This window comes from Roseibium sediminicola (assembly GCF_023156505.1).
GTDB classification, from domain to species: domain Bacteria; phylum Pseudomonadota; class Alphaproteobacteria; order Rhizobiales; family Stappiaceae; genus Roseibium; species Roseibium sediminicola.
Genome location: NZ_JALNMJ010000005.1, coordinates 175699 through 190054, shown reverse-complemented (window position 1 = coordinate 190054; position 14356 = coordinate 175699). Strand labels below are relative to the sequence as shown.

Here is a 14356-nt window from a genome sequence, read left to right as displayed (position 1 = left end):
TTGCACACTTAAAAATTGCAATACTTACGCCATGGAAAAATGGGATGAGTTGCAGCAAGACAACTCACTCCTCTGCGTCAAGCGGCTTTTTCCGCCACGGTACCGACGATGCGGACAACGTCCGCCATGATGTCCGTAAGCTGGAAGTCCTTCGGTGTATAGACCGCCGCAACCCCCATGGCCTTCAGCCGGGTGGCGTCTTCTTCGGGGATGATGCCGCCGACGACGACCGGAATATCGTCCGCACCGGTCGCCCTGAGACGATCCATGACATCGCGGACAAGCGCCAGATGCGATCCTGACAGGATCGACAGGCCGATCACGTGCACATCCTCCTCGACCGCCGCATTGACGATCTGGGCCGGGGTCAGGCGAATGCCCTCATAGACGACTTCCATGCCGCAATCGCGGGCACGCACGGCAATCTGCTCCGCGCCGTTGGAATGGCCGTCCAGGCCGGGTTTGCCGACCAGGAATTTCAGCCGGCGCCCGAGCCTCTTCGAAACCGCTTCGACATCACCGCGCACGGCAGCAAGTTCGCCGGCGTCGTCCCGCACCGCCTGACCGACGCCCGTCGGGGCACGATACTCCCCGAACACCTCGCGCAGGACCTGCCCCCATTCGCCGGTTGTCACCCCGGCCTTGGCCGCGGCTATGGACGGTTCCATGATGTTGCGGCCTTCCTGGGCTGCGGCCTTCAGGTCCGTCAGGGCGGCGTCGACCGCAGCGGCGTCCCGCGCGTCCCGCCAGGCCTTGATCTTTTCGATCGCCTCGTCTTCCACATGCTCTGGCACCGTCAGAATGGCGCCGTCATCGCCACCCGCGAGCGGCGACGGCTCGCTTTCGGTCCACTTGTTGACGCCAACCACCACCTGCTCGCCGGCCTCGATGGCGGCCAGGCGCGCCGAATTGGCTTCCACCAGCTGCCGCTTCATATAACTTGAGTCGACCGCAGCCACCGCACCGCCCATGGCGTCGATCCGGGCCAGCTCCTCGCGGGCCTGAGCCTTGAGATCCTCTACCTTTCGGGTGATTTCTTCCGAACCGTCGAAAATGTCGGCGTATTCCAAGAGATCGGTCTCATAGGCGACGATCTGCTGCATGCGCAGCGACCATTGCTGGTCGAAAGGCCGCGGTAGACCCAGAGCCTCGTTCCAGGCCGGCAGCTGGACCGCGCGGGCGCGCGCGTTTTTCGACAGCACCACGGCGAGCATTTCGATCAGGATGCGGTAGACATTGTTTTCCGGCTGCGGCTCGGTCAGACCGAGCGAATTCACCTGGACGCCATAGCGGAACCGGCGATAGCGCTCGTCCTCGACGCCATAGCGTTCGCGGCAGATCTCGTCCCAGAGTTCTGTGAAGGCGCGCATCTTGCACATCTCTGTGATGAAGCGCATGCCCGCATTGACGAAAAACGAAATCCGGCCGACCGCCTTCGGGAAATCCTCTGCCGGAATGGCGCCGCTTGCCTTCATGCTGTCCAGAATGGCCACCGCCGTCGCCAGGGCGAAGGACAGTTCCTGCACCGGCGTCGCGCCTGCCTCCTGCAGATGGTAGGAGCAGACATTCATCGGGTTCCATTTCGGCATGTTGGAATAGGTCCAGGCGATCACGTCGGTGGTCAGTTTCAGCGACGGCGCCGGCGGGAACACATAAGTCCCCCGGGACAGATATTCCTTGATGATGTCGTTCTGGGTCGTGCCGGAGAGCAATGACCGGTCCGCGCCCTGCTCGTCCGCGGCCGCGATATACAGCGACAGCAGCCACGGCGCGGTGGCGTTGATGGTCATGGAGGTGTTCATGCGCTCCAGCGGAATGTCCTGGAAAAGGGTACGCATGTCGCCGAGATGGGCCACGGGCACGCCAACCTTGCCGACCTCACCACGCGCCAGCAGATCGTCCGGGTCATACCCCGTCTGGGTCGGCAGGTCGAAGGCGACCGACAGGCCCGTCTGGCCCTTGGCAAGATTGCCACGGTAAAGCCGGTTCGATTCAGCTGCCGTCGAATGGCCCGCATAGGTCCGGAATATCCACGGACGGTCCCTTTCCGGTCGGCTCTCACCCGGTCCACTCATACCATAGTCCTCCTAAGGCCTTTGACTGCCAGTTTTTTGTCATTCGGCGGCACCGCGTCAGCCTGTTCTCCCCAACAGTCGGCGGCGCCCGCAATATGCATGTTAGCGAAAGTTTCTCCCGCAATGCAAAATATGCTTGGCATCAAAACGCAAGTTAAGCAATAGTCGTATAGATACGCGCGGCTTTTTTGAACAATAGTTGCGCAAAACCGGGTTTCGGCCCGGCTAAGCATTGTGCAAATGCGAAATTCTGAGGCCATAGCCCTGGGAGGGGAGAATGACAGCAACCGCCGAAGCCAATGACAACCGAACGCGCGAGGATGCTCCGGTGAAAGACCTTTACGAGATCGGCGAGATCCCGCCGCTCGGTCATGTTCCGAAAAACATGTATGCCTGGGCGATCCGGCGCGAGCGCCACGGCGCCCCGGAAGACGCCATGCAGCTTGAAGTCGTGCCCACCTGGGAACTCGACAGCAACGAGGTGCTGGTTCTGGTGATGGCCGCCGGCGTCAACTACAACGGTATCTGGGCTGGCCTCGGCCAGCCGATCAGCCCGTTTGACGGCCATGGCGCCGCCTACCACATTGCCGGCTCGGACGCCTCCGGGATCGTCTGGGCGGTCGGCGACAAGGTCAAGCGCTGGAAGGTCGGCGATGAAGTCGTGGTTCACTGCAACCAGGACAATGGCGACGACGAGGAATGCAATGGCGGCGACCCGATGTTCTCGCCGTCCCAGCGGATCTGGGGCTACGAGACCCCGGACGGATCCTTTGCCCAGTTCACCCGCGTCCAGGCCCAGCAACTGATGCCGCGGCCCAAGCACCTGACCTGGGAAGAAAGCGCCTGTTACACGCTGACCCTGGCAACCGCCTACCGCATGCTGTTCGGCCACCATCCGCATGAACTCAAACCCGGTCAGAATGTCCTCGTCTGGGGGGCCTCCGGCGGCCTCGGCTCCTACGCCATCCAGCTGATCACGGCGGCCGGCGCCAATGCCATCGGTGTCATTTCCGATGAAGACAAGCGCCAGTTTGTCCTGGATCTCGGCGCCAAGGGTGTGATCAACCGCAAGGACTTCAATTGCTGGGGCCAGCTGCCGAAAGTCGGCTCGCCCGAATATGCCGACTGGTTTGCCGAGGCCCGCAAGTTCGGCAAGGCGATCTGGGATATCACCGGCAAGGGCAACAATGTCGATATCGTCTTCGAGCACCCAGGTGAAGCGACCTTCCCGGTCTCGACCCTGGTCTGCAAGAAGGGTGGCATGGTCGTGATCTGCGCCGGCACTTCAGGCTTCAACTGCACCTTCGACGTCCGCTACATGTGGATGCATCAGAAGCGCCTGCAGGGCTCGCACTTTGCCCATCTGAAACAGGCCTCTGCCGCCAACAAGCTGATGATCGAGCGGCGCATCGACCCCTACATGTCCGAAGTGTTCCCCTGGGACCAGATCCCCAAGGCTCACACCAAGATGTGGAAGAACGAACACGCGCCCGGAAACATGTCGGTGCTCGTCTGCGCCCCGACCACGGGTCTCAGAACCTATGAAGACGTGCTGGACGCCTGCAAGCGCTGACAGCGGACCTCCCTGAAAGGCCGGGGCTAAGCCCCAACAAGCCTTATGCAGCCTGGCCAGCCCGTTCCGACGGGCTGGTTTTTTCCTTGCAAGGCCGACGACGACAGCCCTTGCCGTAATTCCGCTGTGTTGTCGTTTCATGACCGGAAGATCCGCGTGCGAATCAGCGCGGTCACGTCCTTCGCTGCCGGGGAGCAACCATTGGCAATTCGATTTCCGACCGTGAAACGGTGTTTCCTGATGGCAGCCGCAGGCGTCGCCGTGCTTTCCCTAGCCGCGTGCATGGGCGACCGCCTTCAGACGCCGCCTTTCTACCAGGACATGGCAAGGGTCGACGGCCAGGTCGATGCGGCCACGGCCGCGCAGATGATCTCTCAATACCGGGTCAACAATGGCCTGTCGCCGGTTGTCCCGGATTCGCGTCTGACGATGATCGCCCAGAGCCAGGCCGCCGCGATGGCCTCGGCCGGATCGGTGCAGGCCTCGCTCAAACCGGAGCAGCAACTGGCCGCGCGCATGGCCTCGATCGGAGAGCCAAGGACGGCAGCATCGGAAAATGTCAGCGCCGGCTACCGGACCTTTGCCGAAGCCTTTTCCGGCTGGCGGGAATCGCCGAAACACAACGAGGTTCTCTTGAACAAGGACGCCACCCGGCTCGGCATCGCAACCGCCTACTCGCCGACGGCCAAGCACAAGGTGTTCTGGTCGCTGGTCATGGCCGCGCCCAAACCGGCTCAATAAGCCCGTCGGGACAGCCCACGGGTCTTCAACAGACCTGGTGTTCGAAATAGCGGTCGGGATAGCGCGGGCACGGTTGCCGCGCGAACGGATATAGCTCCACATCATAGTCATAGGCCTGCACCGGCGGCGGCGGTGCGGCCGCGACCGGATCGCCCTTGTAGACCGGCCCGCCCTTATAGACCGGCGCCGCCGCGGAAACCGGATAGTCCCGCTGGGAACGCGGCACGCCAAGATGGGGACCGGCCACCGGAATCGGCTGCCCCTGATAACGGCCGTTGCCGCCATAGATCAGGTATTGGCCGGCCACCCAACCCTTTGAACCGGCAAAAGCCACGTCGCACCAATCGAAGCTGACCGTACAGCCATTGACGGTCACGCGCCCGCCCTGCGGGATTGTAAGGATTACCCGGTGACCGGTTCCCGGCCCGCCGCGCATGTTCAGGTCGGCGGTCGTGGCGGCGGGTGCCGGGCCCTCGGCCCGCCCCTCCACCGGCAGTGCCATGACGGTTAGGGCGATCAAAGCCAGCGACACGCGTAAGCGCATGATCAGAACTCCGAAAAGCTGAGCCAGATGCTCTCCACCGGGACAGCCTCTTGGCAAATGATTGCTGTGGCCCGTTTGCGGGCCATTCGGTGTCTGATCGTGACGTTCGAGGCTTGCGCCCAGCTTGTGCTGGAGTGAGCCCTAACCCAATTCTTGCACGCGGCCTAGTAACGGCGCGGATAGCCCGGGGCATAATAGGGCCGGTAGGGATACGGGCGCACCGGCTGCACCACCACGGGCGGCCCGGCATAAATCGGGTAGTTCCGGTGATAGCGCGGCACACCGAGATTGATCCCGGCATTGGGGATCGGCTGACCGTAATAAAGGCCGTTTCCGCCGTAGCTGAGATACCTGCCGGACACCCAGCCCTTGGCATTGGCAAAGGCGGCATCGCACCAGGAGAAATCGGCCGTACAGCCAAAGACCGTCACGCCGCCGCCACGCGGGACGGTGGTGATCACGGGATAATTCGTGCCGGGTCCGGCGCGCATATTGAGGTTCGCGGTCGAATAGGCAACGGCCGGTCCGGCGGCCTGAGCAGCCGTCGGCAACGCCGTTACCGCCAATGCGGCAAGCCCAAGCAACAAGCGGGTCAACATGGTCAAAATCTCCGAAAACTGCGCCCTGACACCTGAGACAAGTGGGCCTACATGATGGCGAAAATATAGCGCGGCCGCTCCTTCGCCGACGGCTTGCCGCCAAAAGATGTGCCATGCAGTTTGCGTCCGGCTTGTGTTTGCCTGATCACAGGCCGAATTTCCCGGAACAAGTCGCCGGTCAGCGCTTCAGATTGCCGTTGAGCCAGTCCCGGAACTGCGACTTGGTGCCGAAAAACGCATTCCGGTCGACGTCGCCGCGCACGCCCGGGACGCGGCCCTCGGCGGTATATTGCCAGAACACCCAATCGTCGCGCTGCTCATAGATGTTGTTCGGGTAGCTGGCGACGGACCGCAGCCAGAACTGTTCACCCTTGAGCGCCCCGACCAGACGGTCCCGGTGGAAGTCGACAGAGGAATAGATCACCGGCCGCTTGCCGTAATGTTTTTCCATCTCGTCCAGGAAAAGCTTCATGTCCCGCAGAATTTGAGCACGCGCCGGCCGTTTCTGACAGGTCTTGGAATGGGCGTTCCACTCCATGTCGAGCACCAGCGGAATCGCCTGGGGATCGACGGGGATGATCTCCTTCACCCAGGCGATCTGCTCCTCAACGGGCCGGCAGAAATAGTAGAAGTGATAGGCGCCACGCGGGACTCCGGCCTTGCGTGCCGCGACCCAGTTGTCGACAAAGCGCGGATCGACATGATCACCGCCTTCCGTTGCCTTGATCCAGGCAAAGGCCACGCCGCCCCTCTTGGCCGCTTCCCAGTCGACATCTCCCTGCCAGCGGGAAATATCGATCCCGTGAACCGCATAGTCCTCCGGGGTCGGATCGGGAAAATCATAGGCTGTACAGGCTCCCAGAAAGAGGAACCCGAATACGGTGCAAAATTGCCTGACCAGTTCCAGCAAAGCGACCTCGATAGGTTAAAAAAAGCTTTCCGCCCGTGCCCAAAATGCGTTGGATTTCCTAACGGAGTGTAGACAAAATGACGATTTCTCCGCAAAATCACGTATCCACTTTTGCCTCTTAGCCCAACTAGGGCGGGATTGCGGCGGATCAAAGACGGATTTGGCCAAATCCCCCATCAATAGACATGGATATTGCCCAAACACTGATGGCCATCGGTGCCCTGCTGCTTGCCGGCATGCTGGCGGATGCCATCGGCCACAAGACCCAGCTGCCGCGCGTAACCCTCTTGATCCTGTGCGGCCTCGTCGCGGGTCCGGCGGGTCTCGACCTTCTGCCCAGCAGCCTGACCGACCTCTACGAGACCCTGGCCGTGCTGGCCCTGTCCATGGTTGCCTTCCTGCTTGGCGGCAAACTTTCCAAAGTGCATCTGCTAAACAGCGGCCGGTCCGTCGCCATCATTTCCGTCAGTGCCGTCCTGTGCACGGCGTTGATTGTCTTCTCCGGCCTATGGCTACTGGGCTTTCCGGTAGCGCTCGCCCTGGTGCTGGCCGCCCTGGCAACGGCAACGGACCCCGCCGCGACCAGCGACGTCATCCGCCAATACCGCGCCAAGGGGCCCTTCTCGACCACGCTCTCCGGCATTGTCGCCGTGGACGACATCTGGGGCATACTTGTCTTCGCGGTTTTCCTGATGGCAGCTCAGGCCGTCGCCGGCGGCGACGGTTCCGGCGCGCTTCAGCACGCGGCCTGGGAGATTTTCGGTTCGATCCTGCTTGGCGCGGTTGTCGGCCTGCCCGCAGGCTATCTCTCCGGCCGTCTGCAACCCGGCGACCCGACCCTCGCCGAGGCCCTGGGGATTGTTTTCCTCACGGCCGGCCTGGCGCTGTGGCTCGACCTGTCCTTCCTCTTGTCCGGCATTGCCTGCGGCGCCATGGTGGTCAACACGGGCCGTCATCACAACCGTCCGTTCCATGAGGTCGAGCATATCGAATGGCCCTTCATGATCTTCTTCTTCGTGCTGGCCGGCGCATCGCTCGAACCCGCCCTGCTGATGAAGCTTGGCCTTCTGGGCACCGCCTATATCCTTCTGCGGCTGATCGGCCGCCTGGCGGGCGGCTGGTTAGGCGGCAAGTTCACCAGCGGCACGGACACGGCCAAAAGCTATCTCTATGGCCTGTCGCTGCTGCCACAGGCCGGGGTTGCGCTCGGCATGGCGCTGGTTGCTGCTGAGACCCTGCCCGCCTACCGGGCCGAAATCCTCACCGTTGCGATCGGCTCCACCGTGGTGTTCGAGCTGATCGGACCGGCCGCCACCCAGGTTGCCCTCAAGAGCGCCGGAGAGACCGGTCGGGCACCGGAGGCGGACGACGACGCCTGAAGTCTATTGCGCTTGGAGCCCGAATCCTTATGACTTGGCGGATCTACAACGACCCTTGGCAAATCTTTCATGACCGACCGGCTCAAACTCGTCACCTGGAACATCAATTCCGTGCGCCTGCGCATGCCGATTGTGGAGCAGCTGATCGACGAGATCGCGCCGGACGTGATCTGCCTGCAGGAAACCAAGTGCCCGGACGCCAACTTTCCGGAAAATGCTTTCCGCAAGGCCGGTTACGAGCACATGGCCATCAACGGCCAGAAGGGTTATCACGGCGTTGCCACGATTTCCCGCCTGCCGCTGAGCAACATCGAGAAGCGCGAATTCTGCCAGATGGGCGACAGCCGCCATGTCGCCGTCGACGTGCCATTCAACGGCGCCAGCCTGCGCCTGCACAATTTCTATGTGCCTGCGGGCGGCGACGAACCCAACCGGGAGATCAATCCGAAATTCGGCCACAAGCTCGATTTCATGGCCGAAATGCAGGACTGGCTCCAGGGCGCGGAAACGGCAAAACCGGCTGTTCTGGTGGGCGATCTGAATGTCGCCCCTTATGAGCATGACGTCTGGTCGCACAAGCAGCTTCTGAAGGTTGTCTCGCACACACCGGTAGAAACCGAACTCTTTGAAAAGCTGCGCGAAACCGGTGGCTGGCTCGATGCCATGCGCCAGTTCACGCCGCTGGAGGAGAAGCTCTACACCTGGTGGAGCTACCGGTCCAAGGACTGGTCGAAGGCCGACAAGGGCCGCCGCCTCGACCATGTTTGGGTGTCGCAGCCGCTTGCCCCCCACATCAAGGGCACATCCGTCCTGCGTGACGCCCGCGGCTGGGAAAAGCCGTCGGATCATGCGCCGGTGATTGCAGAATTCGCGGTCTGAAGAGTTTAACCGCGGGAGCAAGGAGCCTGTCCTTCGAGACAGGCCTGCCGGCCTTCCTCAGGATGACGCTTGTTCTGTTGCTCTCTCAGAGCCAACTGAAATTTCGGCGTCATCCTGAGGAGGGCCAACGGCCCGTCTCGAAGGATCGGCCACATAGTCTTTCGAGAACGCCCGAAAGCGCTGCCTCAGGGCGTGACAATCACCTTGCCGCGCACTTTCCGCGCCGCGATTTCCTCAAGCGCGGAGGCAATGTCCTCCAGCGCATAAACGCCGTGAATATGCGGCTTCAGCTTGCCTTCCTCGACCCAGGCCAGCAGCTGTTCCATGTTGCGCTTGTTGCCCTCCGGGTCCCGGGTCACGGCCGCGCCCCAGAAGACGCCGCGCAGATCGCAGCCCTTCAGCATGACGATGTTGAGCGGAATTTTGGGAATGTCGCCGGCAGCAAAGCCGATCACAAGAAAGCGGCCGCCCCAGGCGGTTGCGCGCACCGCCTGCTCGGACAACTCCCCGCCAACCGGATCGTAAACGACGTCAACGCCCTTGCCTCCGGTGAGCTCCTTCAGGGTTTCCTTCAAGGGCTGCTCGGAATAGTTCAGCGTCATGTCGGCGCCGAGAGATTTCGCGAAGCTGAGCTTTTCCTCTGACGAAGCGCAGGCAATGACCTTGGCACCCATGATCGAGGCGATCTCGACCGCGGCCTGCCCCACACCGCCGGACGCACCCAGCACCGCGACGGTCTCACCGGCTTTCAGATCGCCCCGGTCCCGATAGGCGTGCAGCGTGGTGCCATAGGTCACCGCCAGGCCGGCGGCGGTCTCGAAGGAGACCCCGTCCGGAAGACGCACGATGTCCTTGGCCTCGACCACCACTTTTTCCCGGGCGGCGCCCCAGCCGATATAACCCATCACCCGATCGCCGACTGCGAACTCCGTCACGCCCTCGCCGACCGCTTCGACGACACCGGCAAACTCCGCGCTCGGAGAAAACGGCAACCCGGGCTTGTACTGGTATTTGTTCCGGATGATCAGCGTGTCGAAGAAATTCAACGCGCAGGCCTTCACCCGGACAACAATTCCGCCGGGTTCCGCCTCCGGATCGGCAAGGTCCTCGATCACGAGGCTGGAAGGCGGACCAAAGGACTTGCAAAGACAGGCTTTCACGGCAACCTCTTGAGTTCGGACAGACAGGGGACGTTATCTCGGGCAGACGGTATCAACTCGCGTTCGTGCCCGGAATTGGCATTCCGGATAACCGGCAAAACTTTCGGCTTCCCGAATAATCGGCTATGAGGCTGCCAAATCTAAAACAACGGAAATCCCATGCGCGGCTATTTTGCGATCGGGGCCGAAGGCCTGTCAAAGCGGATGAACCTGGGCACGCTGATGCGGTCCGCCCATGCGTTCGGCGCGAATTTCTTCTTCACCGTCGACGCGGATCAGAAGATCCGCAAGGCGCCGCCCTCCGACACGTCCAAAAGCCCGGGGCATCTGCCGGTCTTCACCTGGGACAGCGTCGACACGATGGATCTGCCTCGCGGCTGCCAGCTGGTTGGCATCGAACTGACGGATGACAGCATCGACCTGCCCAGCTTCGGCCATCCGCTGCAGGCCGCTTATGTGCTCGGCCCCGAACGCGGTTCCCTGTCGCCGGAAATGCTGGCGCGCTGCGACCATGTGGTGAAGATCCCGACCAAGTTCTGCATCAATGTCGCCATGGCCGGCGCGATCGTCATGTATGACCGCCACCGCGCCCTTGGCCGCTACGCCGAACGCTCGATCACGGCGGGCGCTCCCAAGATCGAACGGCCGAAACATGTCAGCGGCGGCCCGGTGATGCGGACAGGCAGAAAAGTTCCCGGAACCTGAAAACGGGACTTGCGTTCAACGGCCCCTGGCGGTTTTCATGGCTGGGCTGTGGGAGCCATTGCATGACAGGATTTCTCAAACTTTTGAGCGGGGGAATGTGCCTCGCTGTCTGCCTTCTGGCCGGTTCGGCATTCGCGGCTGGAAAAACGGCGCTGGTGATCGGCAACGGCGCCTATCAGACGATGCCGTCTTTGCGCAATCCGGCGAATGACGCCACCCTGATCGCGAACAAGTTGGCCGGGCTCGGTTTTGAGGTTGTCCGGATCATCGACGGCGACCGCCGGGCGTTCCGGGAAGGCCTGACCCGATTCGGACGTCAGTCGGAGGGGGCAGAGGTCGCGCTGGTTTTCTATGCGGGCCATGGCGTTCAGGTGAATGGCCAGAACTGGCTCTTGCCCGTCGATGCGGAGATCGCGGCCTCCACCGACCTCCCCGCCCAGGCGCTCAAGGCCAATGACCTTCTGGAAATCATGGACATCTCGGGCGCGCGGCTGAAGCTGGTCTTTTTCGACGCCTGCCGCAACAACCCGCTGCCAAGATCGTTGTCCCGCGGCGCCGCCAACGGCCTCGCCCGGCTGGAGGCCAATGCGGCGGGGATGATGATCGCCTTCGCCACCTCTCCGGGCGATGTCGCCCTTGACGGGTCCGGCAACAACAGCCCGTTCACCGAAGCCCTGGCCCGCCTGATCGACACGCCCGATCTGGAAGTGCGGCACCTGATGGGGAAGGTGCGCGAGAGCGTCTATTCCTCGACCGGCGAACGGCAGCTGCCCTGGCTCAATGAAGCGCTGATCGGTGAATTCTATTTCGGTGGCCGCACCGGAGACGGCCCACCGGTTGCCGCCAAGGTGCAGGACCTCCATCAGCAGCCGACCGGCGACGCCGACCAGATCACGCTCAGCCGAACCGAGCCGCGGCAGCAGCCCGTGCCGAATTACGGTGGCGGCTTCTGCCAATCAGCCTCCGTGTCCGGAAGCAGGCTGCAATTCTGCGCCAGTTCCGTGCTCGATCCGCAACTCGGCAACCGCTACGGGCCCGGCAATCTCTTCGATGGCAAGCTGTCGACCGCCTGGGTGGAAGGGGTCGCGGGCAACGGCGCCGGCCAGAAGCTGCTCATCGCCTTCGACCGCCCGCGCCTCCTGTCCGGCTTCGACCTCGTCAACGGCTATGCCAAGAACCGGGACATCTACGCCAAGAACGCGCGGGTGCGCAGCGCGGTGCTGCGCCTGTCCGACGGCAGCAGCCAGCGCCTCGACCTGCCCGACACCATGCGCTCCAATCGCTTTTCCTTCGGCGCGCCCTTGGAAGTCACCTGGATGGAACTGGAAATCGATTCGGTTTTTCCCGGCTCGAAATATGCAGATACCGCCATTTCCGAGTTCGTTCCCGTTTTTGCCGACTGGTGACAAAGGCGCGTCAACGGCGCGTGATCGCGAAGTCGAAAGAGCGGGTCGGGAACGGCTCGCCTTGAAGCGTAAAGTGCCACCATTCGCCGGAATAGTTCTTGAACCCGCCTTGCCGCATCAGGTCAAGCAATGTCCTGCGGTGGTGTTGCGCCGTTTCAGGGACTGCGTTCGATGCGGTTTTGCTCGCAGGATCGAAACAGTCGAACGGCGTTCCGAAATCAAGCGTCCCGCGGTCCCGGCGGCTGCAGACATGCAGCGCACCCGCTTGCTCACCAGATAGAAGATCAAGCGCCACATCGACCGTGGAGCCGCGCGCGTGGCTGCTCTTGGCTCCGATATATCCCTGCCGGATCAGGTCTGACCGCGCCACGCTCGGATAATAGTCGGGGTCTGTTTCGTGGCCACGGCTCACCCAGGCCACCATTGCATCCACCGCGCTCTGTGGCCGGTAACAGTCGAACACGACCAGCGTGTAATTTTGTCTCACCGCCGCGCTCTGAACCTTGCCGAGCGCCTTGGCCGCCGCCTCTGTCAGGATGCATTCGCCGGCTCCGTATCCCGGAAGACGCTTGCGCATGAAATTCCGGCGCGTGGCATAGCGCATGTCCTGGGTGATATCCGGCACGACATCGCGCAGATAGACAAACCCCTCGGGCAGATCGCCGGCCTCGGCACGCAGGCTCCAGACCGCCGCAAGACAACAGGTCAGGCAGATCCGCCTAATCCACATCGACGGCCTCGTCGGCCTCGATCAGTTGGCGCAACCGGCCGAAAGCCAGGCGAATGCGCGATTTGACCGTGCCAAGCGGCAATCCGGTTTCATCGGCGATTTCGCTGTGCGACTGGCCGATGAAAAAGGCGAGCCGGACGACTTCACGCTGCTCTTCGGGCAATTGCGCCATGGCCGCGCGCACCCTTTCTTCCCGCAACCTGGCATCCATTTCGTCGGCAACATCAGGCAGCGGCGTCGGCTGCAGTGCGGGTTCGTCCGGATCCAGTTCAGCTGTTTTCTGCCGCCGCAGCCGATCGATCCGCCGGTTGCGCGCCACCCGGTAAAGCCAGGTGCTGGCGGAAGATTTTTGGGGATCGAACAGATCCGCCTTGCGCCAAAGCGTCACCATAACGTCCTGCGCGATTTCTTCGGCAAGGGCTTCGTCGGCCCCCTGTTTCATCAGGTAGCCCTTCAGCCGCGGCGCGAAATGATCGAACAGCTCGACAAAGGCCGCTTTGTCCCGGTCCCGGGCCACCTTGACGATAAGAGCGGAAAAATAGTGCGCCTGCGCCAAGAGCCCCTCAACTCCCTGACGGACCCAGGAAAATCCTGGGGTCAGTTGAACGCGCCCAGACCCCGGAACGCCGACCGTTTTTCAAGTGGTGGATCATCATGCCTTCAACAATGACAGGTGCAGAACGCCCGAACCTTGTTTCAATCTTTAGCATGTTCGTGCGATTTCGAAAGAGGAACAAGGCCCTCTGCCACACTGTTGCCGCCTTTTGCCGTGACAGCCAATGGGAAAATAGGAGCTCCGAAGAACACAAACAGCGATTGCCGGGCTTCAACCCTTTCGTAACCCGCTTTAAGTTATCATTAAAGCAAGGTTTATATGCCAGACGGCAATTGAATTAAATTTGACGGAAACTCTAATCCAAACGGTGTGGAGATGATGAAAGCAAAATCGCTGGTTCTGGCCATCGCAGGTCTAGCCGTTTCGAGTGCAGCGGCTTTCGCACAAACCCCGACGCTTCTGAAGCAGCACAAGGATTGGGCGGCCTATGCGCTGACCGGTGGAAGCGGCAAGGTTTGTTATGCGCTGACGAAGCCAACAACCATGCTTCCGGGCGACCGCAATCATGGCGATGTCTTTTTCTTTATCACGTCCCGCCCGGCGGAAGGCGTGAGCTCGGAGCCGAGCCTGCTCGTGGGCTATCCGTTCAAGGACAAGTCCACCGTGGTCGTGGATGTCGACGGCAAGGGCTTCAACCTGTTCACCAACAATGACGGTGCCTGGGTGGAAAACGCTGCGACCGAAGCACAGCTGGTCGCCGCCATGAAGGCGGGCCGCGAAATGACCGTCAACGGCGAATCCAGCCGCGGCACGCGCACGAGCTACAAATTCTCGCTGTCAGGTGTGACCGCCGCGATCGACACGGCAGCCAGCGCCTGCCGCTGATCGCCTGCTCCCCTATCTGTTTGAACCGACACCCGGCCGGGCCCGCAAAGGCCCTGCCGGGCTTTTCAGGTTGGGCGGATCGCTGCGTGCATAGCTCCCCTGCACGCCTGAAAACTTGATTTTTTGCCGCGTTTGTGGTTTTGGGTGCGCTTGAGTTCTTACCTGCAGGTCAGGTAGCCGGCCGCCGCGTTCCTTGAAGAAGAATACGCCGAGA

14 protein-coding genes are annotated in these 14356 nt (G+C 62.0%); 7 read left to right on the top strand and 7 right to left on the bottom strand.

Annotated elements, in window-relative coordinates; translation table 11 throughout:
* Window positions 1–77 precede the first annotated feature (77 nt).
* On the bottom strand, window positions 78–2075 hold the full coding sequence (locus M0H32_RS09690) for a protein meaA (protein ID WP_248153376.1): 1998 nt from the start codon (window positions 2073–2075) through the stop codon (window positions 78–80).
* 277 nt (window positions 2076–2352) lie between these two features.
* On the opposite strand from M0H32_RS09690, the gene ccrA reads away from it, so the two are divergent.
* Together ccrA and M0H32_RS09680 are read left to right on the top strand one after the other, a co-directional pair.
* On the top strand, window positions 2353–3648 hold the full coding sequence (gene ccrA, locus M0H32_RS09685; protein ID WP_248153375.1) for a crotonyl-CoA carboxylase/reductase: 1296 nt from the start codon (window positions 2353–2355) through the stop codon (window positions 3646–3648).
* A 201-nt stretch (window positions 3649–3849) separates the two neighbouring features.
* The gene (locus tag M0H32_RS09680; RefSeq protein WP_248153374.1) at window positions 3850–4389 is read left to right on the top strand and encodes a CAP domain-containing protein; all 540 of its coding nucleotides are present in this window, start codon (window positions 3850–3852) and stop codon (window positions 4387–4389) included.
* 25 nt (window positions 4390–4414) lie between these two features.
* Here the strand turns inward: M0H32_RS09680 and M0H32_RS09675 are convergent, their stop codons facing one another.
* The 3 genes from M0H32_RS09675 to M0H32_RS09665 all read right to left on the bottom strand — a co-directional run bounded on the left by M0H32_RS09675 (window position 4415) and on the right by M0H32_RS09665 (window position 6442).
* The gene (locus M0H32_RS09675) at window positions 4415–4933 is read right to left on the bottom strand and encodes an SH3 domain-containing protein (RefSeq protein ID WP_248153373.1); all 519 of its coding nucleotides are present in this window, start codon (window positions 4931–4933) and stop codon (window positions 4415–4417) included.
* Window positions 4934–5097: 164 nt separating this feature from the next.
* Window positions 5098–5532, bottom strand: coding sequence for an SH3 domain-containing protein (locus tag M0H32_RS09670; RefSeq protein ID WP_248153372.1), 435 nt, complete (start codon window positions 5530–5532; stop codon window positions 5098–5100).
* 178 nt (window positions 5533–5710) lie between these two features.
* Window positions 5711–6442: a glycoside hydrolase family 25 protein gene (locus M0H32_RS09665; RefSeq protein WP_248153371.1), complete on the bottom strand. Its 732-nt coding sequence runs from the start codon at window positions 6440–6442 to the stop codon at window positions 5711–5713.
* 185 nt (window positions 6443–6627) lie between these two features.
* Between M0H32_RS09665 and M0H32_RS09660 the strand changes: the two genes are divergently transcribed.
* Window positions 6628–7821 (top strand): cation:proton antiporter, encoded by a 1194-nt coding sequence (locus M0H32_RS09660; protein WP_248153370.1) that lies wholly within the window; start codon window positions 6628–6630, stop codon window positions 7819–7821.
* Window positions 7822–7890: 69 nt separating this feature from the next.
* Window positions 7891–8700 carry an exodeoxyribonuclease III gene (gene xth, locus M0H32_RS09655; RefSeq protein WP_248153369.1) on the top strand — a complete coding sequence of 270 codons (810 nt, stop codon included), beginning with the start codon at window positions 7891–7893 and terminating at the stop codon, window positions 8698–8700.
* A 185-nt stretch (window positions 8701–8885) separates the two neighbouring features.
* Here xth and M0H32_RS09650 read toward each other — a convergent pair whose 3' ends face one another.
* A complete protein-coding gene (locus M0H32_RS09650) occupies window positions 8886–9860 on the bottom strand; it encodes an NADPH:quinone oxidoreductase family protein (protein ID WP_248153368.1) in 975 nt (324 codons plus the stop codon).
* Between the two features lie 159 nt (window positions 9861–10019).
* On the opposite strand from M0H32_RS09650, the gene M0H32_RS09645 reads away from it, so the two are divergent.
* Both M0H32_RS09645 and M0H32_RS09640 read left to right on the top strand, forming a co-directional pair.
* The gene (locus tag M0H32_RS09645; RefSeq protein WP_248153367.1) at window positions 10020–10565 is read left to right on the top strand and encodes an RNA methyltransferase; all 546 of its coding nucleotides are present in this window, start codon (window positions 10020–10022) and stop codon (window positions 10563–10565) included.
* A 62-nt stretch (window positions 10566–10627) separates the two neighbouring features.
* Window positions 10628–11971, top strand: a complete 1344-nt coding sequence (locus M0H32_RS09640; protein WP_248153366.1) for an NADase-type glycan-binding domain-containing protein — start codon at window positions 10628–10630, stop codon at window positions 11969–11971.
* Window positions 11972–11981: 10 nt separating this feature from the next.
* On the opposite strand, the gene M0H32_RS09635 is transcribed toward M0H32_RS09640, so the two are convergent.
* Window positions 11982–12701, bottom strand: coding sequence for a M15 family metallopeptidase (locus M0H32_RS09635; protein WP_248153365.1), 720 nt, complete (start codon window positions 12699–12701; stop codon window positions 11982–11984).
* Window positions 12691–13257, bottom strand: a complete 567-nt coding sequence (locus M0H32_RS09630; protein WP_248153364.1) for a sigma-70 family RNA polymerase sigma factor — start codon at window positions 13255–13257, stop codon at window positions 12691–12693. Before M0H32_RS09630 ends, M0H32_RS09635 begins: the two co-directional genes overlap by 11 nt.
* Before the next feature lie 378 nt (window positions 13258–13635).
* On the opposite strand from M0H32_RS09630, the gene M0H32_RS09625 reads away from it, so the two are divergent.
* Window positions 13636–14142: an invasion associated locus B family protein gene (locus M0H32_RS09625; protein ID WP_248153553.1), complete on the top strand. Its 507-nt coding sequence runs from the start codon at window positions 13636–13638 to the stop codon at window positions 14140–14142.
* Window positions 14143–14356: the final 214 nt, after the last annotated feature.